The organism is Sphingomonas segetis, from assembly GCF_009720245.1.
GTDB lineage: Bacteria > Pseudomonadota > Alphaproteobacteria > Sphingomonadales > Sphingomonadaceae > Sphingomicrobium > Sphingomicrobium segetis.
Genome location: NZ_WJSQ01000005.1, coordinates 1 through 22516, shown reverse-complemented (window position 1 = coordinate 22516; position 22516 = coordinate 1). Strand labels below are relative to the sequence as shown.

17 protein-coding genes and 2 pseudogenes are annotated in these 22516 nt (G+C 63.6%); 10 read left to right on the top strand and 9 right to left on the bottom strand.

The genetic code is table 11. From position 1 onward, the window contains the following. Positions 1-59 precede the first annotated feature (59 nt). A complete protein-coding gene (locus GH737_RS01190) occupies positions 60-845 on the bottom strand; it encodes a cupin-like domain-containing protein (RefSeq protein ID WP_196232911.1) in 786 nt (261 codons plus the stop codon). 1 nt (position 846) lies between these two features. Beyond that, complete coding sequence (locus GH737_RS01185; protein WP_155263033.1) at positions 847-2364, bottom strand: beta-N-acetylhexosaminidase; 1518 nt, start codon at positions 2362-2364, stop codon at positions 847-849. 112 nt (positions 2365-2476) lie between these two features. Here GH737_RS01185 and GH737_RS16055 point away from each other — a divergent pair. From GH737_RS16055 to GH737_RS01140, 9 genes and pseudogenes are all read left to right on the top strand, one after another. Continuing rightward, positions 2477-2617, top strand: a pseudogene (locus GH737_RS16055) (LacI family DNA-binding transcriptional regulator); the annotation flags it as partial. A 39-nt stretch (positions 2618-2656) separates the two neighbouring features. Then, complete coding sequence (locus GH737_RS01180) at positions 2657-3514, top strand: substrate-binding domain-containing protein (protein ID WP_230558555.1); 858 nt, start codon at positions 2657-2659, stop codon at positions 3512-3514. A gap of 94 nt (positions 3515-3608) precedes the next feature. Next, positions 3609-6509, top strand: a complete 2901-nt coding sequence (locus tag GH737_RS01175; protein WP_196232909.1) for a TonB-dependent receptor — start codon at positions 3609-3611, stop codon at positions 6507-6509. A 14-nt stretch (positions 6510-6523) separates the two neighbouring features. Then, positions 6524-8488, top strand: a complete 1965-nt coding sequence (locus GH737_RS01170) for a glycoside hydrolase family 3 protein (protein ID WP_155263030.1) — start codon at positions 6524-6526, stop codon at positions 8486-8488. 11 nt (positions 8489-8499) lie between these two features. Further along, positions 8500-9993, top strand: coding sequence for a tryptophan halogenase family protein (locus GH737_RS01165; RefSeq protein WP_155263029.1), 1494 nt, complete (start codon positions 8500-8502; stop codon positions 9991-9993). Positions 9994-10064: 71 nt separating this feature from the next. Then, entirely contained in the window at positions 10065-11405 is a 1341-nt protein-coding gene (locus GH737_RS01160) for a glycoside hydrolase family 30 protein (RefSeq protein ID WP_155263028.1), read from the top strand. After that, on the top strand, positions 11402-12694 hold the full coding sequence (locus GH737_RS01155) for an MFS transporter (RefSeq protein ID WP_230558554.1): 1293 nt from the start codon (positions 11402-11404) through the stop codon (positions 12692-12694). The genes GH737_RS01160 and GH737_RS01155 overlap by 4 nt, the downstream gene beginning before the upstream one ends. Positions 12695-12741: 47 nt before the next feature. Continuing rightward, a complete protein-coding gene (locus GH737_RS01145) occupies positions 12742-16395 on the top strand; it encodes a DUF4886 domain-containing protein (RefSeq protein ID WP_196232908.1) in 3654 nt (1217 codons plus the stop codon). Positions 16396-16442: 47 nt separating this feature from the next. Next, positions 16443-16670 (top strand): hypothetical protein, encoded by a 228-nt coding sequence (locus tag GH737_RS01140; RefSeq protein ID WP_155263026.1) that lies wholly within the window; start codon positions 16443-16445, stop codon positions 16668-16670. 111 nt (positions 16671-16781) lie between these two features. Here GH737_RS01140 and GH737_RS01135 read toward each other — a convergent pair whose 3' ends face one another. The 3 genes from GH737_RS01135 to GH737_RS01125 all read right to left on the bottom strand — a co-directional run bounded on the left by GH737_RS01135 (position 16782) and on the right by GH737_RS01125 (position 19037). Beyond that, on the bottom strand, positions 16782-17207 hold the full coding sequence (locus tag GH737_RS01135) for a hypothetical protein (RefSeq protein WP_155263025.1): 426 nt from the start codon (positions 17205-17207) through the stop codon (positions 16782-16784). A gap of 79 nt (positions 17208-17286) precedes the next feature. Then, a complete protein-coding gene (gene fixJ, locus GH737_RS01130) occupies positions 17287-17904 on the bottom strand; it encodes a response regulator FixJ (protein WP_155263024.1) in 618 nt (205 codons plus the stop codon). After that, entirely contained in the window at positions 17901-19037 is a 1137-nt protein-coding gene (locus GH737_RS01125) for a sensor histidine kinase (protein ID WP_338061757.1), read from the bottom strand. The genes fixJ and GH737_RS01125 overlap by 4 nt, the downstream gene beginning before the upstream one ends. Before the next feature lie 109 nt (positions 19038-19146). On the opposite strand from GH737_RS01125, the gene GH737_RS01120 reads away from it, so the two are divergent. Further along, positions 19147-19320 carry a hypothetical protein gene (locus GH737_RS01120; RefSeq protein WP_155263022.1) on the top strand — a complete coding sequence of 58 codons (174 nt, stop codon included), beginning with the start codon at positions 19147-19149 and terminating at the stop codon, positions 19318-19320. Between the two features lie 29 nt (positions 19321-19349). On the opposite strand, the gene GH737_RS01115 is transcribed toward GH737_RS01120, so the two are convergent. The 4 genes and pseudogenes from GH737_RS01115 to GH737_RS01100 all read right to left on the bottom strand — a co-directional run. Beyond that, positions 19350-20588 carry an NnrS family protein gene (locus tag GH737_RS01115; protein ID WP_230558553.1) on the bottom strand — a complete coding sequence of 413 codons (1239 nt, stop codon included), beginning with the start codon at positions 20586-20588 and terminating at the stop codon, positions 19350-19352. 70 nt (positions 20589-20658) lie between these two features. Next, positions 20659-21405, bottom strand: a complete 747-nt coding sequence (locus GH737_RS01110; RefSeq protein WP_155263021.1) for a molybdopterin-dependent oxidoreductase — start codon at positions 21403-21405, stop codon at positions 20659-20661. Further along, on the bottom strand, positions 21402-22151 hold the full coding sequence (locus tag GH737_RS01105; protein WP_230558552.1) for a cytochrome b/b6 domain-containing protein: 750 nt from the start codon (positions 22149-22151) through the stop codon (positions 21402-21404). The genes GH737_RS01110 and GH737_RS01105 overlap by 4 nt, the downstream gene beginning before the upstream one ends. An 83-nt stretch (positions 22152-22234) precedes the next feature. Then, positions 22235-22516 (bottom strand): annotated as a pseudogene (locus GH737_RS01100) (molybdopterin molybdenumtransferase MoeA); the annotation flags it as partial.

Sequence of the window (22516 nt, the reverse complement as noted above, 5' to 3'; positions counted from 1 at the left end):
TCGCAACTGACGCGGCCAGCAGAATTGCCTTCCTCATGAGATCTCCCCCTGGCGCAGTCCTATGCGTCGCTTTTGCTTTCGTCCCACCAATAGTTCACGAGTACGTTCAAGCGCTCGATCGCCTCGACATGATGGTACCAGTCGCGCGGAATGAAGATGGCATCGCCGGGCCGCAGTTCCGCTTCCTGCGCGACCTTGAGCGCTGAAGCGAACCGAGGATATCGGTCGAAGTCGGGCGCGGTCACATGCACCATGCTGATCCGCGCTCCGGCGGGGGTCGGGTCATGCGGACCCAGGTAAAGATCGGGCTCTGCCGATGGCGGGAACAGCGTGAAGCGCCGGCGTCCCGCGGCGACGACAGCGACATTCTCGATGGGATCGTTGTGGGTCGCGACCTTCGCGGCATTGCCGATCCATAGGCGTGGCTCCGCCGAAGGAGGAACCAAGGGCATTGGATGCGCCTGTGCGAACCCTGGAAAATAATGTTCCGCGATCATGCTCTGCGCTGCCATCGCGAACGGTTGGTAGCTGTTCTCCTGCTCGCGCAGTCCCGCTAGGATCCCCGCGACATTGCCCTCTCCGCGGGTGAAGTTCATCGCATAACTGTCATCTGCGTAGTGGAACCGGCCCTGCTGCGCCGGGTCGGCCCGAAGCACCTTGGCCAGGCGGCCGTTCGCGGTCGCCGCCATCAACGCCATGACCGTGTGCGAATCGTGATGCGCGGCGACGACCAGGGGCCAATCATTTGCCACGCCGCGCATTACGGCTGGTTGTCCGCTCGGCAGGATTTCATCGCGGAACTGCGCGGGGCTCGGCGCTGTGCGCTCGGTGATTGGGGAGAGCATGTCAGTTCGTGATGAACTCATAAGCGTCCCATTCACCCCGTCTCGCGTTGATGCCTCTCGCGCGAAGCGCTTCGATATGTGGCTCCAGGCGCTTCGTGAACTCGGCTTCGTCGCGCTGGCCTTTGGGGCGCCATGCAATCTCCGAAAGAGCGAGCAGTCGTGGAAAGGTCATGAACTGCAGATACCGCTCAGTCGCGATGAATTCCGTCCAGACGCAGGCCTCGATGCCCAGCACGCGAGAGGATTCCTCCGGCGTGAAGTCGCCGGGTATCGGTTCCCACGCCAGCATCTTGCCGATCGACTGCGGGCCGCCCTTGTTTCCTTCCCACGGCGCCCCCGGCTCGCCTGGACCCTGGTGATAGTCGAAATAGAGCTGATCGGCCGGTGAAATCACGAGGTCGTGGCCCTCTTTTGCAGCGGTCTTGAGCACCTCCGGCTTGTCCCTGCGCCACCACTGGATGACCACGCTATTGGGCGCATGGGCATCGACCTGGTCATCCCATGCCATCGGCCGCTTGCCGAGACCTTCGATGATCGCAACGACCCTGCGTCCGAAATAGGCCTGAACGTCGTTTGAGGTTTTTAGACCGTGCTCGGCCTTGAGCCGATCGACATCCGCCATTCCCTCCCACGCGTCGCCAACCTCGTCCCCTGCGAAATCCACATACGGGGCGGGGAAAAGCCGGGCGACTTCGGCGAGAACGCCCCGAACGAAATCGTAAGTCTTCGGGTACGCCGGATTGAACGCGTCGCCGGTCTTATTGAAAAACTCGGGATAGGACCGGGCAGCGGCTCCGGCATGGCCCGGCATCTCGATCTCTGGCACGACCATGATGTGGCGCTCCGCGGCGTACTGCACGATCTCGCGCACGTCGGCCGTCGTGAGATATTGCGGCTTGCCGTCGACCAGCGAGCCGACTTGCGTCAGCTTGGGATAAGCGGGGATCTCCAGCCGCCACCCTTGATAGTCGGTCAAGTGAAGCTTGAGGACGTTGAGCTTGTACGCCGCCATCTCGTCGATGATCTTGAACAGCGTTTGCTTGCCGAAGAAGTGACGGCCGAGGTCGATCAACAATCCGCGCCAGCGGAAGCGGGGCGAGTCATTGATTTCTACGTTCGGAACCGTGCGGGACGCGGACTTGGTCGTGACGAGCTGGCGAAGGGTCTGCGCTCCATAGAATAGCCCGCGCGGATCGGATGCTTCGATCAGCACTTCGTTGCCGGTCGCGCGCAAATAGTAACCCTCGGGGTTCGCGATCTTGCTCGTCGGCACCAGCGAAAGCTGGATTCTCGAGGGCCCGCCGCGCTTCGATTTCAGCCCCAATTCCCGGGCCAAATAGTCGGCGGTCGAAGCAGCCTCGCCGCGTCCTTCGACGACTGTGTCGGCCCCAATCCGGACTTCCCCGTCATGCCAAACGGCAGCCAATGGCATGGGAATCAAGGCGGGAGGCGCAGCGGCTGCAGGCGCGCCCAGACACAGCGCCAAAAGGATCAACAAGCCTCGTACGATCTGCACCATCTGGATCCAAATGAAAGCGCTTCCATTTTCATTGTTAGGGTGACGCTTCCACTGCTGGCAAGCCCGTTGAAGCCGTTGCGAACAGACCAAACGCTTGCCACGCTCGCGCGCGATGAAGCGGAATTCGACTATCGACGACGTCGCCAAGGTGGCCGGGGTCGCGCGCGTCACCGTCTCGCGCGTCCTCAACAACGGCTCGAATGTTCGTCCGGAAACGCGCGACCGAGTCAGGCGCGCGGTCGAGGAACTTGGCTATTCGGTCAACCGCCAGGCGCGGGCGCTTGCGAGTGGGATGGGGACGCAGATCATGCTGATCCACGCCCACAGTCCCAACCTTCAGCCGAACAGTTACTACAACGCTGGACTCGAGCTTGGCGCGTTGCGCGGATGTTCCTCGCTCGGCTTCGATCTCGTCACGCGCGCGGTCGACCCGGATGACGCCAATCGCCTGCGCCTACTCGCATCCATCCTCGACCGCGAACGGCCCACCGGACTCATTCTGTCCCCGCCATTGTCCGATGACGTCGAGTTCATAGAAGCGGCACAACGGGCAGGCGTTCAAGTGGTCGCCGTATCTGCGGGGGAGCGCGCGCGCGACGTGGTAACGGCTGTCGGAATCGACGAGCGCGCGGCCGGACACGCTATCGCGCAGCATCTCGTATCGCTCGGTCATCGACGCGTCGGTTTCGTGAATGGACCCGCAGAACACCGCGCCGCGGCGCTTCGCTACGATGGCTTCCGGGAAGCGCTTAGGGAATCCGGCATAGAGGATGAGCCCTGGACGAGCATCGGCGACTTCACGTTCAGATCGGGGGTGGAGGCCGGAGAGCAACTCCTCGGCGACCGCAAAGTGACGGCCATCGCCTGCGCGAACGACGACATGGCTGCCGGAGTCATGCTCGCAGTACACCGAGCGCATCTGGACATCCCGAGTGTGATTTCGGTTACGGGGTTCGATGACACGCCAATGTCCGAGATTGTCTGGCCGCCGCTGACAACCATCCGTCAGCCCATCAAGGAGCTGACCGAGCGCGCGGTTCACCTTCTCGCCGAGAGCCAGTCGAACGGTGCGCCGCACTACGATGCGTTGCCTTTTGAACTCATCGTCCGCCAATCGACGTCGCCGCCGCCGGAGTTCTTGACTCCCTAAGATGTTTGCCGCACGAAAATGGAAGCGCTTCCATGGAGAGTGGGAACGCGGCTTGTCGCGCGCATTCGTGACAGGCGGAAGAGGGGAGACACTGGTGCCGAATCCTTCGTCGCGAGCGCGTCGAGCGCTCTTGCTTGCCGGTTGTTCGTCATTGGTCGTGCTGCCGTCAGCAGCATTCGCGCAGACGACCCCGGACCCCAACGATCCGAATGCACCGCAGCAGCAACAGCCGCTGCCGCCGCCGGCAGCTACGACGCCAGGCCAACCCGACGCGACCCAGCCCGCACCTCCGGGTGCAATCGTCATCACCGGCCTTCGCCGCAGCTTGCAGAATTCGATCGAGATCAAGCGACGGGAACGCAGCGTCGTGGAAGTCGTCTCGGCCGAGGAGATCGGCAAGCTGCCCGACACCTCGATTGCCGAATCGATCGCTCGACTCCCGGGCATCACGGCGCAGCGCGTTAAGGGACGTGCCGAGATCGTCTCGATTCGCGGCTTCTCGCCCGACTTTACAACGGTTCTGTTGAACGGACGCCAGCAGGCGAGCTCCGGTTTCAACCGCGCGGTCGAGTTCGACCAATATCCCTCCGAGCTCATGGGCGCGGTGGTGGTCTACAAGACTCCCGACGCCAGCATTGCGGGCATGGGCCTCGCCGGCACGGTTGATTTGCGGACCATTCGGCCGCTCGAATATGGCAAGCGCGCCATCGCGATAAACCTGCGTGGGCAGCTCGACCAGGGCGGCGGGCGTAATCAGGATTTCTCGAAATATGGTTGGCGCGGCAGTGCCAGCTACATCGGTCAGAACGAGGCCGGCACGCTCGGCTGGATGATGAGCTATGCGCACCTCGACTCACCGGGCCACGTCAACGAGACCAAGAATTGGTTTTACGCCGATTATGGAGACGGGGTGCAGGTCCTGTCGGGCCAGGAAGTGCGTGCCTCCAACTCGCGCGATATTCGCGACGGCATAACGGGCACCGTGGAATGGAGGCCGAGCGACGCCGTCCATTCCGTGCTCGATCTCTATTATTCCCGGTTCAAGCAGGACAATACCACCCGGGGCGCCGAATGGTTTTCCTCTGCCTGGACCGACAACGTCACCTACAGCGACGTCGAGACCGAGACCCGCGACGGCGTTCCGTTCCAGGTCGCCGACCATGTCACCAATGTCACGCCGCTTCTGCGGTGGAACGACAACAAGCGCGTCGACCACCTCTTCTCCGCAGGACTGAACAATGATTTCCGCCTTGCAGAGCGGACCCATTTACTTGCCGATCTGTCCTATTCGACCAACAAGCGAGATGAAACGGACATCGAACTCTTCGGCGGTTACGGCTGCTGCAGCAGGCTGAGCTTCGACGATTTCTCGCAGGGCCGGGTCTTCGACAGCTACGACCGCGTGATCCCCGATAACGACTTCCTGCAAGTCACGAACTTCGGCCTCGATTACGCTGATGCGAACAATGTGTCCCTTGGCGACCGTTCGGCCTGGGGCGGCTACGGGTCTGAGGGGCACAAGAAATCGCCCCACATCAAGGAGACGCTGTCGTCCGGCGATCTGACGCTCAGGCAGGACCTTCAAGGGACGGGAATCGGCAACTTCTTCAGCTCGGTCGAAGCGGGCCTCGACTACACGCATCGGCACAAGGACAAGAGGGTCGACGAGCTCGACATCTTCCTGAAGAATGATCGTCTGCAGACCCTGGTCGATCCGCAATTCCTGACGGGCCCGACGTCGTTGAGCTTCGCGGGCGATATGAGCATTCTCGGCGTCAAGGTCACGGACCTCGTCAACAACGGAAATGTTTTCGATATCGTTCCGCTGGAAGACGCCTCCCACTTCGACAAGGCGTGGGACATCAAAGAGGACATCCTCACCTGGAAGGCGAAGGCGAATATCGATTCCGGGGACCTGCACGGCAATGTCGGCGTACAGGTGGTCCAGCAGAAGCAGAGGTCCTCGGGTCTGCGTATCAACACGGCGGTCTCACCGATTGAGCTGATCAACGTCAATGAAGGCGCAAAGTACACCGATATCCTGCCCAGCCTGAACCTTTTCTACGACATCAACCACCGCAACCGCATCCGCTTCGCGGTGGCCAAGGTCATGGCTCGACCGCGCATGGACGACATGCGCGCAAACCTGGTTCCCGGCTTCGATGGGTCGGTTTGCAAGGTCATCGTCCCGCCCAATCAACCTTGCGGCCCGGGTGTAGAGGTCCACCCCTGGTCGGCGGGGGGCGGCAACCCCAAGCTCGAGCCATGGCGCGCCAAGGAACTGGACATCGGCTATGAATGGTATGGCGGCAAGGCGAGCTATTTCTCCGTCCACGGTTTCTACATGTGGTTGGATAACTACATCTATACGCAGGTTCTCGCCGCCGATTTCACGGGGATAACGGCCCCGCCGGCCGACCTGGCCACGCTCCAAGCCAGTTGTAACGGATGTACGATCAGTCCGATCGGCTCCCTCAGCGCGCCTGCAAACGGACAGGGCGGCTGGGTTGGCGGCGTCGAGGTGAGCGGCGCGTTCGAGTTCGGGCGGCTGACGCCCATACTCGAAGGCTTTGGCGCAACGGGCAGCATATCCTACACCGACTACAAGCTGGACAAGGCAGCGGCAGACCAACTCGCCAACAACGTGCTGCCTGGCTTCTCCAAATGGGTTTACGATGTGACTGCCTATTACGAGAGGTACGGCTTCCAAGCGCGAGCGTCGTGGCGTCACCGGTCGAAGTTCGAGGGCGAAGTCGTCGCACTCTTTGCGAACCTTGATCACCCGCTCACCCAGCCAGACGAACAAGTCGATGCGCAGATCGGCTACACGTTCCAGCCCGGCTCAAGGCTTAACGGGCTCGGCATTTTGCTCCAGGTCAGCAACGTGCTGAACTCCCCCTATCGGACTTACTTCATCGTGAACGATTCTCCGACCTTGGAGCGTGTCGAGAAATACGGACGGTCGTGGCTGCTCGGCGCCAGTTACCACTTCTAGCTAGGCGATTTCGAATGAAGGCTTTGGCCGGTCGTTTTCGGCCGAAAGTGATGCTGTGCGTCGCGGGCGCGCTTCTCGCGTCCGCGGCGACGGCCGCTGATCCCTGGCCCAGGGCGGTCAATCCGGCGCCGCGGAATCCGGCGCTCGACGCGCGCGTGCATGCAATCGTCGCCGGCATGACCCTCGAGCAGAAGGTCGGGCAGATGACGCAGGCTGACATCCGCTCGGTCACTCCGGACGAGGTTCGCCGCTATTATATTGGGTCGATCCTCAATGGCGGCGGCGCTTGGCCGTCGATGAACATGCACTCCAGCGTCGATGACTGGCTCAAGCTGTCCGACGCATTCTACCGCGCGAGCATGTCGACCGACATGAAGGTGAAGGTGCCGGTGATCTGGGGCACCGACGCGGTCCATGGCCACAACAATGTCTATGGGGCGACGCTCTTCCCACACAACATCGGGCTCGGCGCCGCGCACGATCCCGCGCTGGTCGGACGGATCGGCCGCGCGACCGCAAGCCAGGTCCGAGCGACCGGCATCACCTGGGCGTTCGCACCGACCTTGGCCGTGGTCCAGAACCCCAGGTGGGGACGAACGTACGAAAGCTACAGCTCGAATCCCGAGCTCGTGCGCGATTATGGCGAAGCCATGGTGCGCGGACTGCAAGGGCAGCTTGGTTCGCCCACGTCGGTCCTTGCAACTGCGAAGCATTGGCTCGGGGACGGCGGCACCTTCCACGGCAAGGACCAGGGCGAGACTCGCACGAGCGAGGCCAATCTCGCGGCGACGCATGCCGCAGGCTATTACGGCGCGCTCATGGCCAACGTTCAGACCGTGATGGTGAGCTATTCCAGCTTCACCGACACGGCGAGCGGCAAGCATTGGGGCAAGATGCACGGCAACGCCCACTTGATCGGCGACGTGCTGAAGCGGCGGCTCGGTTTCGATGGCCTCGTCGTCAGCGATTGGAACGGTATCGAGCAGGTGCCGGGCTGCACCAAATGGCATTGCCCCCAGGCGATCAACGCCGGCATCGACCTCGTCATGGTCCCCGACGATTGGAAGAAGTTCATCGGCACGACGATCGCCGATGTGCGGACCGGGCGGATCAAGATGAGCCGGATCGACGACGCGGTGTCGCGGATCGTCCGGGTCAAGCTGGAGTCCGGGCTGTTCGATAGCTCCCCGGCGACGGGCCAGCATCCCGACGCGACAGTCATGCACTCTCCTGAGGTCCGCATGCTCGCGCGCGAGGCTGTCCGCAAATCGCTGGTGCTCTTGAAGAACGATCACGGCGTCCTGCCACTGCGGCGCACCGGCAAGGTTCTCGTCGTCGGCAAGGGCGCCGCCAGTCTACCGATGCAGGCCGGCGGCTGGTCCCTGACGTGGCAGGGCGACAATACGAAGACGTCGGACTACCCGAACGCCGACACGCTCCTGTCGGCGTTGCGGAAGACGATCGGCGCCGGCAACGTCGATTACAGCCCTGACGGCAAAGTGGCGGACCTCGGCGGCTATAGTGCCATCGTGATGGTTGCCGCCGAAAATCCGTACGCTGAAGGCGCCGGCGACATCAGCTTCCCGAGAAGCGTGCGCCACACGAGCCGCTATCCGGCGGACCTGGCGGCCCTCACGCGCGTGAGCGGCAAGGGCGTGCCGGTTGTGACGCTGCTGTTCTCCGGCAGGCCGGTTGCAGCGAACGACCTGATCAACAGATCCGATGCGTTTATCGCCGCCTGGCTCCCGGGAACCGAGGGAATGGGGCTCGCGGACATGCTGGTCGCCGGTCCCGACGGACTCCCCGCTTTTGCGTTTACGGGCCGGCTACCGTTCGACTGGCCCGCGGGCGACTGCCTGGCCAAGAAGGGCGGAATACAGTTCCGCCGCGGCTATGGCCTCACGCTCGGCAGCCGATCGACACTCGGGCGGCTGCCGGAAGCTCAACCGGTCATGGCCTGCCCAGTCGAAAGTCGCTAATCGGCCGGCCGATGCGAAAAATCCTCATCGTCGGCGGTGGCACTGCGGGCTGGATGACCGCCGCTTTGTTCGGCAAACTGTTTCAGGGTCTCTACGACATTGAAGTCGTCGAGAGCGAAGCGATCGGCACCGTCGGGGTGGGCGAAGCGACGATCCCCGCAATCAAGAAATACAATGAGTTGGTGCAGCTCGATGAAGTCGAGTTCATGCAGCGCACGCGGGGCACGTTCAAGCTCGGCGTACAGTTCGTCGATTGGTGGCGGCCCGGCCACAGCTATATCCACGGATTTGGGATCATCGGGCAAGACTGGGAATGGCTCCGCTGCCACCATTACTGGCTGCAGGCGCATCACCGGGGGCGGGCACGAGACTTCGCCGATTATTCGATCAATACCGCTGCGGCCCTTGCGAACAAATTCATGCATGCCAGGCCTCACATGGCGGAATCCCCAATCGGGCATATCGCACACGCTTTCCAGTTCGATGCCACGCTTTACGCCAGATATCTCCGCGGCCTCGCCGAACAACACGGCGTTCGGCGCACCGAAGGCAAGATCGTCGATGTCGCTCAGCATGACAGCGGCGATATCGCTTCCGTCACACTCGAGGACGGCCGTAATCTCGATGCCGACTTCTTCATCGACTGCTCGGGTTTTCGCGGGCTGCTGATCGAGCAGGTGCTGAAGACGGGTTACGAAGACTGGAGCCATTGGCTGCCGTGCGATCGCGCAATCGCTGTGCCCTGCAGCCGCGTCGCCCCTCTCACTCCGTACACGCGGGCGACCGCTCGCGATGCCGGGTGGCAGTGGCGGATTCCGCTCCAGCATCGCACCGGCAACGGCCTCGTCTATTCGAGCAAACACCTCGACGAGGAAGCGGCGGAAAAGCTCCTCCTCTCCAATCTGGACGGCGAGCAACTCGCCAACCCCAACAAGCTTCGTTTCCTCGCCGGCAAGCGGCGCAAGATGTGGAACCGCAATTGCGTAGCCATCGGCCTTGCCGCGGGCTTTCTTGAGCCCATCGAATCCACCAGCATCCACCTGGTCCAGGCGGCGGCGATCCGGCTGGTTCGCCTGTTCCCGGACGCTGAGACCGACCAGGCGACGATCGACGAGTTCAACCGTCAGTCGGATTTCGAGTGGGGGCGCGTCCGCGACTTTCTCATTCTTCATTATTGGGCGAACGAGCGGGAAGGCCCTTTCTGGGAGCATTGTCGGAGGATGGAGTTGCCGGCGACCCTCCAACGCAAGATCGACCTGTGGTGCTCCAACGGTCGCATTTTTCGGGAGGACGAAGAGCTTTTCAGTGAGGAGAGCTGGATCGAGGTGTTCATCGGACAGGGCATCGTGCCGCGCAGCCACGACCCGCTCGTCGCGATCAAGAGCGATGCGCAGATCGAGCAGTTCCTCGGCAACATCGCAACGACGATTGGACGCTGCGTCGATGTCATGCCGCCACACGACGAATATGTGAGGAAATATTGTCCGGCGGAAGAAATGGCGTGAGGCGCTTCGCGGCAATCGCTTTCGCTGCATTGTTGGCAGCCGCCTGCGCTGACAAGCCGTCGCCTGCAGAAATGTGGCTGACGACGGCCGACGAAGCGCAGAAACTCGCTCGGCAGCCTCAGCAGGCCCCGGCCGGGCGTGCCGCCGGAGACGAAGCGGTCACGATCGATACGTCCAAGCGTTTCCAGGAGATGCACGGGTTCGGCGCGGCGATGACCGATGCATCCGCCATCCTTCTGAGCAACCTTCCCGACAGCAAGCGCAAGGCAATCATGGCCGAGCTGTTTGGGCGGGCGAATAGCGGCCTCGGGCTTTCCTTCACGCGCCTGACGGTCGGCGCCTCGGACTTCTCCACCCGCGCTTACAGCTACGACGACACGCCCGGGAACGTGCCCGATCCCGAGCTCCGCCATTTCTCCATTGAGCCGGCGAAGAAATACGTCCTTCCGCGCACTCGTGAAGCCCTGGCGATCAATCCGGACCTGCTGGTGATGATCAGCCCGTGGAGCGCCCCGGCGTGGATGAAGACTTCACGAAGCCTGATCACCGGGCAGCTCCAGCCGCAATATTACCAGCCGTTTGCGAACTATCTCGCACGGACGGTCGAGGGCTTCGGGCGCGAGGGCGTGCCGGTGTCGATGATCACGATCCAGAATGAGCCCGATTTCGAACCCGACGACTATCCGGGAATGCGCGTAAATTCCCCTGACCGCGCCGTAATCATCGGCGGTTATGTGGGGCCGACATTTCGCACGCGCGGCCTGAAGGCCCAGATCCTCGACTACGACCATAACTGGGACGATCCGCAGATGCCGCTAACGGTGCTTCGGGATCCGCGCGCCCGGCAGTATGTCTCCGGCGTCGCCTGGCATTGCTACGAAGGCGATGTCCCGGCGCAATCGCGGGTCCACGATGCCTATCCGGCCAAGGATGCGTGGGTCACCGAATGTTCGGGAGGGCAATGGTCGCCGAAGTACGCCGAGGTGCTGGGGTGGATGACGGACAAGCTCATCATCGGCGCTTCGAATCACTGGTCGCGGGGGACTTTGCTCTGGAACCTCGCGCTCGATCCGAAGCACGGACCGCACACGGGCGGCTGCGGCGATTGCCGCGGCGTCGTGACGATCGATCCGTCAACCGGCGCAATCATCCGCAACGTCGAATATTATGTGCTTGGCCACGCGAGCCGGTTCGTGCTTCCGGGCGCGTATCGCGTTGCCACTGCGAAGCGAGGCGAGGCGGTTGAGGCGTCGGCTTTCATCAATCCGGACGGAACTCGTGTGGCCATCCTGCATCGCAAGTCTGGAACAGGCCCCTTGACGATCGCCCTCGACGGCGAACGTTACGAAGTCGCGCTTCCGGTTGACTCTGTAGCGACGTTGCGATGGAAGGCGCGAAGCGGCGGCAAGTGAGTGCGGCCGATCCCGACAAGCGGCGCACGTTGCTGGCCCTTGCGGCGGTCACAAGCCTGTTCTTCGCCTGGGGTTTCATCACATCGAACAATGATCCGCTAATCGTTGCGCTCCGCGCTGCCTTTCGCCTCGATTACACCGAAGCGCTCCTTACCCAGATCGTCTTCTTTCTTGCCTACGGCCTGCTGTCGCTTCCGGCGGCCTGGATGATCAGCCGCATCGGAGCGGTCGACATGATCCTCGGGTCGCTTGGCATTATGGCGGCGGGCTGCCTCCTCGTGGTCGTCAGCACGAATGCGGACAGTTTCTGGCCGATCCTTGCGGCGCTGTTCGTGCTCGCCGGCGGGTTCACGGCGTTGCAGGTTGCGGCCAACCCGTTGGCTGCCGAGCTCGGGGCACCGGAACACAGCCACCTACGGCTGAACTTCGCGCAGGCTTTCAACTCGCTTGGAGTGGTCGTCGGAGTTCATTTCGGCTCTCTGGTGATGCTTGGCGATCCTGCGCTGCGCGCCGTTCCGCATCATGCAATGAATCTCGCCCACCGGGCGGAGGTGCTCACTGCAGTCGATCGTGCATTCGTGATCATGGCTGCGGGCTTGGTCGGGTTGCTTCTTTTGTTTGTCGCACTGCGCGGATTCCTGGACCGTGTAGCTCCGAACCATCGGACAGTCGCCCCGGCAGGAACGTTCGAAGCCTTGCACTCGCCGTGGGCGCTGTTCGGCGCTGCCGCCATCGGCCTGTATGTTGGCGCAGAGGTGTCGATCGGCAGCATCATGATCAACTTCCTCAATCATCGCTCGGTTCTCGGCCTGCCGTTCGAGGCCGCCGGCGTCTATCTCGCCAACTTCTACTGGGGCGGCGCGCTGTGCGGACGGTTGGTAGGGACGATACTTCTGACGAAAGTCCGGGCGGCACGGTTGCTGGCGGGCTGCGGAAGCGTCAACGCACTGCTTTGCTTTACCGTCCTTACGAGCCAGGGGCCAGTTGCCGGCTATGCAGCCCTCGCGATCGGCTTCTTCAATTCCATCATGTTCCCGACGATCTTCACGATAACGCTCGAACGGTCGGGCGTTTCGCAGAGCTCGACGTCGGGCCTGTTGTGTCTGGCGATATTCGGAGGTGCGCTGCTGCCGATCGCGGTCGGCATGATCGCCGACCGCTTCGGGCTTGGCGCCTCGTTTGCCGTCCCGCTCGCCGCATATGCTTTCGTCGCCTTCTTTGCAGTGGCGGCGCGCACCAATCGCGTAGCCGCGATTGAGCCGCCGACGGCCGCCTCCCCGATAAGCTGATCGGAGATCTTGATGTCCGTGTTCCCGAGCAACTGGCAGATTCGGCGATGATCACCGCATTGCTTGCTGCCGCCGTCGTTGTGGCCGCTGAACCGCCGAGATCGATCCTGTTCGTCGGCAACAGCTTCACGTTCGGGGCCGATTCCGACGCGATGACCTACCGCACGGGCAGTGTGAGCGATCTGAACGGTGACGGGATGGCCGGCGTCCCCGCACTCTTCAAGCGCTTCGCCGACGAGGCGGGGCTTCGCTACAACGTGTCGCTCGAAACCGCGGCCGGCCAGACATTAGCCTGGCACCTGGCCAACAAGCGGACCGTCATCGATCGGCCCTGGGATGCGGTCGTTCTCCAGGAGTACAGCACGCTGAGCCCCGACAAACCCGGAGACGTTTCCGACACAATTCCCGCAGCGAAGGGTCTCGCGACGCTTCTTCGTCAACGCAATCCACGGGTGGACATCAGCCTCGTCGCCACATGGACTCGGCCCGATCTCACATATCCGGAAGGCAATCATTGGTCTGGTCAACCGGTCGAGCGCATGGCCGTGGATTTGCGCAAGGCTGACGACCAGGTGCGAGCGGCCGTTCCTTCGATCAGCCGCATCGTACCTGTCGGTGAGGCCTTCAATTGTGCGATCGCCCAAAAGATCGGCGACCCCAACCCCTATGATGGGCTGACGCCGGGCCAAATCGATCTATGGGCGCCGGATCATTACCACGCTTCGAACGAGGGCTATTATCTCGAAGCGCTGACGATCTTCGCAGCGGTCACGCACACGGACCCTCGAAAGCTTGGAGCAACCGAGGCCGCCGCTCGAGATCTCGGCATTGCTCCACCCTTGGCCGTCAAATTGCAGGACGTTGCATTCCGGACGATGGGCCAGTGCGAGGCGTTCGCGTCGACCGCACCTGCCGCTCAACCGGCGATGCAGCTCCTGCCGACGGGTCAAGCGATCACTCCGCTTGCGGCACCGGGCGCCCGATTTAGCCCGCTGGTGGTGAACACGGGACCCTATCCGTCCTACGTCGCCGACGGCGCCGCTGCGGTTGCTGTGAGCCCTGACAAGCGCGAAATGCTTATCCTGACGAGCGGCTTCAATCGCTTCAATCGCATGGACGGGAAAGTCGCGGAGGGGCAGTCCACACAATACGTGTTCCGCTATGCGATCGACGGCGAGGACGCGCGTTGGATCGAGAGCGTGCAGGTGCCGAACAGTTTCGGAGGGATCTCGTGGGGCCCCGACGGGCGCGCCTTCATCGTCGGCGGGGGAGTCGATGACGCGCTGTACCTTTTCACGCGGCAGGGCTCCAAGTTCGGGCTCACCGCGAAGGTCATTCTCGGGCATAAAGCGGGGCTCGGCGCGGGCGTGCGTCCGCAGGCCGCCGGCGTCGCCTTCAGTCCGGACGGCCGCCGGGTGCTGGTAGCGAATTATTACAATGACTCGGTCAGCCTCGTCGATCTAACTGCGAGGAAAGTTGTTGCGGAGCAGGACCTTAGGCCGGGAAAAATCGATCCGTCGGCAAGGGGCGTTCCGGGCGGGGAATTCCCCTTCGCGATCGCGTGGGTCGACGGCGGTCGCGCCTGGGTGTCTTCGCCGCGAGACCGCCAGCTGGTCGAGCTTGTCGTCGAAGGCGATCGGATAAAGGTTTTCAGTCGCGTCGCGACGATCGGCGAGCCCACGGCGATTCTCGTCGACCCGGCATCGAAGCGCTTGATCGCGACTGAAGATAATGCCGACCGATTGGCGATAATCGACTTGGGCACTGGCGATCTTGTCGCAGAGCCCCGCCTTGCGTTTCCGGAATCACTGGTCGCTCCGCAACTCGGGAAGGGCCTCAATCCCAATGGCCTGGCCGTCTTACCCAATTCACGCTTGTTGGTGACGCTCGGCGGAATCAATGCCGTTGCTGTCGTCGACCCGGGTGAGGCTGCAAATCCGGTTCAGGCGCTGATCCCGACCGGCTGGTACCCGAGTTCCGTCGCGACCGATGCGAAGGCGAGCCGGGTTTTCGTCGTCAACCGCAAGAGCCCACCGGGCCCGAACAAGCAGGGCTGCCCGCCCGAGCTCGCAATCTATCGCGGCCAGTCCCAGGCGTGCGGCGCGGCCAACCAGTATATTTATCAGCTCGAGAAGTCGGGCCTCCTCGAGTTCCCCTTCCCGGACCAGCACGCGCTCGCCGCGGCGACTTCGCAGGTCGCAAAAAACATCGGTCTTCCAGGTACGGCGGAACGCGAAGCGGCTGACGCGCGGATGGCGGAGATCCGTAAGCGCGTGAAGCACGTGGTTTTCATCATCAAGGAGAACCGTACCTATGATCAGGTGCTCGGTGACCTGGAGATCGGGAACGGCGACCCGCATCTTGCGATCCTTGGCGGGGCGCTCACGCCCAACCATCACCGCCTTGCCCGCCAGTTTGTGACTCTCGACAATTTCTACGATTCAGGAGAAGTGTCGGCGACGGGTTGGGCCTGGTCGACGGCCGCGCGGGCCACGGACCTGATCGAGAAGACGGCGCCCGTAAACTATGCGGACCGCGGGCTTGCCTATGAAGCGGAAGAGGCGGACCGCTTCATCTACACGCAGCAATCACACGCGGAACGCGTCGCGACGAACCCGAAGCTGTCGCCCGATCCCGATCTCCTGCCGGGACCGGCCTTGCTCACTGCCGCGGATCCGGATGACGACGACCGCCCGAACGAGGGGTTTCTCTGGGACGCCGCGATCCGCGAGGGCATCTCGGTCCGCAACTACGGCTTCGCCGACGCAAGTATCTACGACGCGGCCGCACCGGGCTTCGTGCCTGTCGTGCGCGAACCCTTCAAGGAGAAGCGGCAGATTTTCACCGCCGGGGACCGGCTCCTCGCGGGCCGCAGCGACCCCTATTTCCGTGGGTTCGACATGAAGCTGCCTGACTATTGGCGAGTGCTCGAATGGCAGCGCGAATATGACGAGCAAGAGGCGGCGGGAACGCTTCCGCAGCTCACTTTGCTGCGCCTGCCGAACGACCATTTCGGCGACTTCGACCAGGCGATCGACGGTGTGAACACGGTCGAGACGCAAATCGCCGACAATGATTATTCTCTGGGACTCATCGTGGAGCGGATCTCCCGCGGCAAGGCGGCGGATTCCACTCTGATCTTCGTCATCGAGGACGACGCGCAGAACGGCGCCGACCACGTCGACGCCCGTCGAAGTCTCGCTTTCGTGGTGGGACCATATGTGCGCCAGAATGTGCTGGTTTCCACGCGCTACACGACCATCAACATTCTGCGCACGATCGAAACGGTGCTCGGTTTGGAGCCGCTGGGCTTTAACGATGCGCTCGCCATGCCGATGGTCGACATCTTTGATCCCAGCCAGTCGCGATGGAGTTATCGCGCGGACGCGGCAGAAGTGCTGCGAACAACCGAGTTGCCGATCCCTGCCGAACGATTCGTTGCGAGCCGATCGCCGGCAACCGACTGCAGCAATCACGATGCGGGATACTGGGCAGCGGCGATGAAGGACCAGAATTTCGCCAGCGAAGACCGTCTCGACAGCGAAGCATTCAACAGCGCGCTCTGGCGCGGGCTGGGCAGCGGCCCGGAGCCTCTGGTCCGTGATGCGCGCGACCTGAGGCAGGATCGGCGCGTTCGCATCGAAGGCATCAAACCGGCCGCATGTGCCTCACTAAACGACTCCATCGGGCGTCGGAATTAGGGCCTTCCTCGTTCCGCAAGGATTTTCTAAGTCATTGATATTGCTGTGTGGCTAAGTTCGTTGTTCCGCCGCGAATCGGCGTAAATCCGCGAGCCGCGTCGGCTTTTGGTCTCAACCTGCGCATGGGCGTCAACATCTTCGACCGCGATCAGCCGATGCAGGGCCTCGCGCAGGGCAATGGCAATAGCTATCCGCAGATGTTCGGTCCCATGGGCCGGTACCTGTTCGCCGGCTTCACTGTCGACTTCCAGGTTCGCGCGCGCCAGAGCGAGTAGGGCAGGGACATTGCGGAGGCGATGAGGATCGCCGCCGGCCAGCCGAGCAGCGGTACGCTGGCCCCAGAAGCGGCTAGGTCCGGGGCCAACGCTGCAACGGCGTCCGGCAGTTCAGACGACCGCTGCGATCAGCGCCACTGCGACCGCGAAGCACAGGATCAGGCTCGGCAGGAGCAGCACGAGGACGGTCGCGTCTTTCGCGCTCGTGCGGCCGGTGGCGGTCGTCACGCCCTTGTAGTTGAACATGGCCCAGCTGAGCGCCTTGCTACGGCGGTCGTCGGGCGCCATTCCCGGGAACATCGCCGGGATCGCGAAGAAGGCGGCGATGAAGGCGAAGATCACGCCATAAGCGACGCCCATGTGCCCGCCGGTGAAGGCAAGGGCCAGCACCGCCACGAAGCCGGTGAACATCGTGATCATCGCCACATAGAGGCGGCCCGGAAGCTCGAAGCTCTGGTCTTCGCAAGCGCGTGGCTCAGGCGGTGCGACGATCTCGTCGCGGGCAACAAGGACTTGAGTTTGCTGGCGGGTCGTCATCGATCACTCCCATTCATCGAACGGCGCTCGATATGGATTGCGAACGTGCCTTCCCGGAATCCGTAATTTCCCTGAGGCGCTACTTGCTCTCGGCGGCGAAGGCGATTCGGAGCGCTTCGGACAGGCTCCTCACTTCGAGTTTGGTCATCAAATTGGCGCGATGGATTTCGACGGTGCGCGGGCTGATGCCAAGGTCGTACGCGATGGTCTTGTTGGGCAGGCCCCTGGCGAGGCCGTCGAGAACCTCGCGCTCGCGCGGGGTCAGCGCCTCGAGCCTGACGGCCGCCTCGTCGGCGCGGTCGCGGCTGACGGCAGCATGTTCGAGCCGGTCGATCGCCTGCTCGATCGCGCCGATCAGCACGGCTTTCTCGAACGGCTTTTCGATGAAGTCGATGGCGCCGGCTTTCATCGCGTGGACGGCAAGGCTGACGTCGCCGTGGCCGGTCATGATGATGACGGGGAGCGCGATGCCCTTGTCGCGAAGCGCCGACTGCACCTCGAGCCCGTCCATCCCCGGCATCCGGATGTCGAGGAGAATGGTGCCCGGCTCGAGGCCGGCCGCGGCCCTCAGGAGATCGGTGCCGCTCTCGTAAGTGCGCACTTGGAAGCCCGAAGTCTTGAGCATGAACCCGACCGAGCGGCGGATCGCTTCGTCGTCGTCGACGAGGTGAACCAGCCGATGCTCTTCGTTGCTCATGCCCTGGTTTCTCCGGAAGGAAGGGTGAAGTGAAAGGCGGTGCCGTCGCGCGCGCCCGGCTCGAACCATATCCGCCCGCCATGCGCCTGGACAATCGTCCGGCAGATCGACAGGCCGATTCCCATCCCGTTCTGCTTCGAGGTGACGAACGGCTGGAACAGCTGGGGTGCGACCGACGGCTGGATTCCCGAGCCGGTGTCCTCGACCGTGATCGTGACGAAGCTGTCGGGCCCCGCCGCGGTGCGGATCGAGAGGACACGGACAGCACTGCCGATCATCGCGTCGATGGCATTGCGGATCAGGTTGACGAGCACCTGCTGGATCTGGATGCGATCGACGAGGACGAGGTCCGCGCTCGCGTCCAGCGACATCTGCAGGTCGATTCCGTACTCGCGCGAGCCGACGAGCGCCAGCGCATTGGCCTCGTTGATCAGCCGCTGCAGGCTTTCGACGCGGCGTTCGGTTTCGCCGTAGGTCATGAAGTCGCGCAGGCGCCGGACGATCTGGCCGGCGCGGACTGCCTGCTTTGCGGCTTCGTCCATCGCCTCGCGGATCATGGCGAGCGTTTCCTCGTCCGGGTCATCGCTGAGCAGGTCGCGGGCGCTTTCGCAGTAGCTGGCAACGGCGGTCAGCGGCTGGTTGAGCTCGTGCGCCAGCGACGAAGCGAGCGTCCCCATTTCGCTGACGCGGCCGACATGGGCGAGCTCCGATTGCAGGTCCTGCAGCCGAAGCAGGGTTTCCTGGCGCTCGGTCAGGTCGCGGATGAAACCGGTGAAGATGCGGCGCTCGGCGCTCCAGGCTTCGCCGACGGCAAGCTCGATCGGGAAGGTGTTGCCGTCGCGGTGCAGCGCCGTCGTCACCCGGCCGATGCCGATGATCTTTCGCTTTCCGGTTGTGAGATAGTTTTCCAGATATTGATCGTGCCGCTCCCGGTCCGGTGACGGCATCAGCATCTTCACGTTCCTGCCGACGACTTCCGCCTCGGCATAGCCGAACATCTTTTCCGCCGCCGCGCTGAACGAAAGGATCGAGCCGCGCTCGTCGATCACCACCATCGCGTCCGGAACGGTCGCGAGGATCGTGCGGAGATGGGCTTCCGCCTCGACCGGCGTCGGGGATGCGGGCGGGTTCATGGGTTGGCTCATAGCATTGCCTGGGCGTGGTGGCAGGTTGCCTTGCCCGAATCATCAGGGAACATACTTATCGAAAGGCGCGGTGGCTGCGGTTACTCCCTCGATTAGGATGAAAGAGATCGATTCCACCGCAAAGGACGTCGAGGGGCTTCCCCCGTCCGACCTCGCGCACCGCCTTGCCCGTTATCGCCGAAGGGTCGAGGCCGAGGGCCGGCCCCGCTCGCTGCGCCTTATCGACCGCGCCATCGCGGATGCCGGCAAGAAGAACGCAACGGGCGAATAAGCTTCCGTCGCAGCAGTTGCCCAAGCCGATCAGCGCTTCTCGCCAAGCCGCGGCTTCCACAGCACCGGGGCGTAAGCGATCAGGAACAGCAGGAAGGCGCCGCCCCAGGCGAGCCCCGCGACTTCGATACCCAAATTATAGTCGATCAGCCGCAGCGAGGCAGCGACGCGCAGGATCGCGCCCACGGTGACGAGTGCGTAGACGGCGGTCGTCGCTGCGTTCGCCTTGAGCTCGCGCGCGGTGTGGCCGAGGCTGGCGCGGGTCATCACCGCCAGGATCATCGTCGCCATCGCGCCGGCCGTCAGCGCGTGGATCGCCGCGCTCCGAGGGACGAGGCCCATCAAGCTGCAGCCGAGCAGCGCAAGGCCGATCGGCACCCAAGCATAGCCGACGTGGAGGACCAGAACGAGCGGATCGGCGACCGCCCGGTAGCCGCGCCAGCGCGCCAGTCTCGCTGCTTGCAGGACCGCTGCTGCGAGCAGCACGATTCCGATGGGCGCTTCCGCCGGGCCTGCAAGCCAGGCGATGAGCGCCACCGCCGTCGCGGCGATGACGAACAGGTCGAAGCGGCCCGCCTGCGTCGGCAAGCCATTCTTAATGCCCTGCTTGGCCATCCAATTGCGCGTGAAGGACGGGATGATCCGGCCGCCGATGAGCGAGATCAGGAGGACGACCAGCGAGAGGGCGATCTGCCATCCGAGATCGGGCGCCCCGAGGGTGCCGGTGATCGCGAGATAGTCGACCGCGTCCGCGGTTCCGAACAGCAGGATCACCCCGACGATGGGCAGGTTGCGGTTCTTCGATTCGAGCACCTCGCGCGCGGCGAGAAGCCCGAGCACGAAGAAGAAGCCGACGTCGAGCAGGGCGGCGAGCCAAAGGCCGGTCAGTCCGGAGAAGAGCAAGGCGAGCCGCGCCGCGAGCCACAGGGCGGACAGGCCAACGAGCGGCCAGCCGGCGATCGGCAGGCGTCCGGTCCAGTTGGGGACGGCGGTCAGGAGGAATCCGCTGATGATCGCGCCGACGAAGCCGAACAGCATTTCATGCCGGTGCCAGGAGAGCGCATCGATCGCAGTCGGAAGCGTAATCTCGCCGGTGAGCGAACAAATCCACAAGGTCAGCGCGATCAGCGCCCAGGCCGCTCCGCCGAAAAAGAACGGCCGGAAGCCGCCGCGGAAAAACGGGTGCGAGGCGGCCATTCGCCGCCGCCGCAACGCGAGCATCTGCTCGCCGCGAGTCACGATCCTCTCGCCGGTCGATACTTCAGGCATGGGCCTGCACTAGCCCGTCGTTACCGCCGCCCCCATAGGTAATTACCGAATCCACCATTGCCTCGCGCAGTCAGATGCCGGCATACCATTCGTAGTCGACATTATCCTCCCAGTAGCCGCCCTTGCCGCCGTGGATTCCGGCAAGGGTCTCGACCGCCTGGATGCGCTGGACGTACTTGGCATGCTTGTAGCCGAGCTGGCGCTCGACCCGGAGGCGGAGCGGCGCGCCGTTGGGGACGGGGAGCAAATGGCCGTTCATGCCCCACGCCATGATCGTTTGCGGGTGAAAGGCGTCGATCAGGTCGATGCTCTCGTAGTAAGGCTTGTCGCCGAACCGGTCGGCGCAGTGGAAGACGATATATTTCGCGCGCGTGCTCAGGCCCGCGGCTTCGAGGATTCGCGACAGCTCGAGCCCGTGCCACTCGCCGATCGCGCTCCATCCCTCGACGCAGTCGTGGCGCGTGATCTGGACCCGGTGCGGGATCGACTTGAGCACGTGAAGCGGGATCGACAGCGGCCGCGCGACGAGGCCGTCGACGACCAACCGCCAGTTGGCGAAATTCTCGGCGAGGTGGCGCGCATATTCGGGCGTGCCTGGATGGGCGGTTCCGTTCGACCGGAAGAACGGCGACATGTCGGCTTCGCTGTACTCGCGCGCCAGCGCGTCGCGAGCCGAGACCAGCCGCTGCGCGCGCAAGTTCAGCCCCTCGGCCGAGCGCAGCACCGAGCGGAAGCCCGGGCTGTTGTTCAACCGGTCGCAGCCGCCGAGCAGCAGCCCCGACGAAGCCGCGGCGATGAACCGTCGCCGGCCGATCATTCCTCGGTCCTTTCAGGCGGCACGCGGAAGCGCCCGGTGATCATCGAGACGATCTCGTTGATGGGTCCGGCGAGCGCCACCATCACGAGGTGGACGAGGATGAACGCGAGGATCGCGGCGGCGCAAATGAAATGGATCGAGCGCGCCGACTGCCGCCCGCCGAAAATGTCGAGCAGCCACGGCCAGGCGGCGTCGATCGCCGGCGACATGGCGAGGCCAGTGAGCAGCATCAGCGGAAGCAGGACGAAGATTACTGCCGCATAGCTGAGCTTCTGGAGGATGTTGTAGCGGAGCGCGGCGTCGCCGGTCGGAAAACGCAACCGCGCATGCTGGCGGATGTCGTTCCAGATGTGCTTCGGCTTCACCTCCTCGCCGGTCGGGGTGAGGTCGCGCTGGACGTGACGGTTCCACAGGCTGACGAGCAGGAACAGCACCAGCCCGGCGACGAGGACCCAGGCGAAGGCGAGGTGCCAGCGCCGCGCGGCGGCGAGGTTGTAGGTCGACGGGATGGTCGCCCAGCCGGGGAACGGCCGGGAGCCGAGCTCCAGCCAGGCATGGTCGAAGTTGGCGCCGTACTGGCCCCAGTAGAGCCGCGGATGGGCGTTCAAGATCATCAGGCCACTCATCAGCATGACGAACACGGTGAGGGCGTTGACCCAGTGCCAGATACGCGTCGGCAGGCGGTGGCGATAGACGATGCGGGGCGGCGCAGGCGGCGGCACATCCGCCTCGATCGGCTCGTTCATTGCCGCAGGCTGGTCCATCCGCTGCCTCTCCGCGGGACGAGAATAGCGAATGGGGGGCGCCGGCGATAGCTTGCCGGTCAGGACTAGAAGTCGAGCACGTCCACTTCGGCTCCGGGCTCGAGCGCGGGTGAATTCGCGCGCTGGCGGACGAGCAGGTCCGCCTGGGCAAGCGCCTTTTGCGCGCTCGAATCCTGGAATTCGATGATTTGCGCGTCGCCGTGCACTGAACGCGCCCGATGGAATGTTTCGCGCGCCCCGCATTCCGCCAGCACAGAGGCAAGCGGCACCCTTCGCCACGCCAGCGCGCGACCGGTCGCCAGCCCCACGAGCCCGGCGAGCAGCGGCGCGAGCAGCAGCCGCGCGCT

What these genes read in the sequence shown, in the direction of transcription:
- GH737_RS01190 (WP_196232911.1), bottom strand. Translation starts at nt 845, where the DNA reads ATGCTCTCCCCAATCACCGAGCGCACAGCGCCGAGCCCCGCGCAGTTC.
- GH737_RS01185 (WP_155263033.1), bottom strand. Translation starts at nt 2,364, where the DNA reads ATGGTGCAGATCGTACGAGGCTTGTTGATCCTTTTGGCGCTGTGTCTG.
- GH737_RS01180 (WP_230558555.1), top strand. Translation starts at nt 2,657, where the DNA reads ATGGGGACGCAGATCATGCTGATCCACGCCCACAGTCCCAACCTTCAG.
- GH737_RS01170 (WP_155263030.1), top strand. Translation starts at nt 6,524, where the DNA reads ATGAAGGCTTTGGCCGGTCGTTTTCGGCCGAAAGTGATGCTGTGCGTC.
- GH737_RS01165 (WP_155263029.1), top strand. Translation starts at nt 8,500, where the DNA reads ATGCGAAAAATCCTCATCGTCGGCGGTGGCACTGCGGGCTGGATGACC.
- GH737_RS01160 (WP_155263028.1), top strand. Translation starts at nt 10,065, where the DNA reads ATGTGGCTGACGACGGCCGACGAAGCGCAGAAACTCGCTCGGCAGCCT.
- GH737_RS01145 (WP_196232908.1), top strand. Translation starts at nt 12,742, where the DNA reads ATGATCACCGCATTGCTTGCTGCCGCCGTCGTTGTGGCCGCTGAACCG.
- GH737_RS01135 (WP_155263025.1), bottom strand. Translation starts at nt 17,207, where the DNA reads ATGACGACCCGCCAGCAAACTCAAGTCCTTGTTGCCCGCGACGAGATC.
- fixJ (WP_155263024.1), bottom strand. Translation starts at nt 17,904, where the DNA reads ATGAGCAACGAAGAGCATCGGCTGGTTCACCTCGTCGACGACGACGAA.
- GH737_RS01125 (WP_338061757.1), bottom strand. Translation starts at nt 19,037, where the DNA reads ATGAACCCGCCCGCATCCCCGACGCCGGTCGAGGCGGAAGCCCATCTC.
- GH737_RS01120 (WP_155263022.1), top strand. Translation starts at nt 19,147, where the DNA reads ATGAAAGAGATCGATTCCACCGCAAAGGACGTCGAGGGGCTTCCCCCG.
- GH737_RS01115 (WP_230558553.1), bottom strand. Translation starts at nt 20,588, where the DNA reads ATGCCTGAAGTATCGACCGGCGAGAGGATCGTGACTCGCGGCGAGCAG.
- GH737_RS01110 (WP_155263021.1), bottom strand. Translation starts at nt 21,405, where the DNA reads ATGATCGGCCGGCGACGGTTCATCGCCGCGGCTTCGTCGGGGCTGCTG.
- GH737_RS01105 (WP_230558552.1), bottom strand. Translation starts at nt 22,151, where the DNA reads ATGAACGAGCCGATCGAGGCGGATGTGCCGCCGCCTGCGCCGCCCCGC.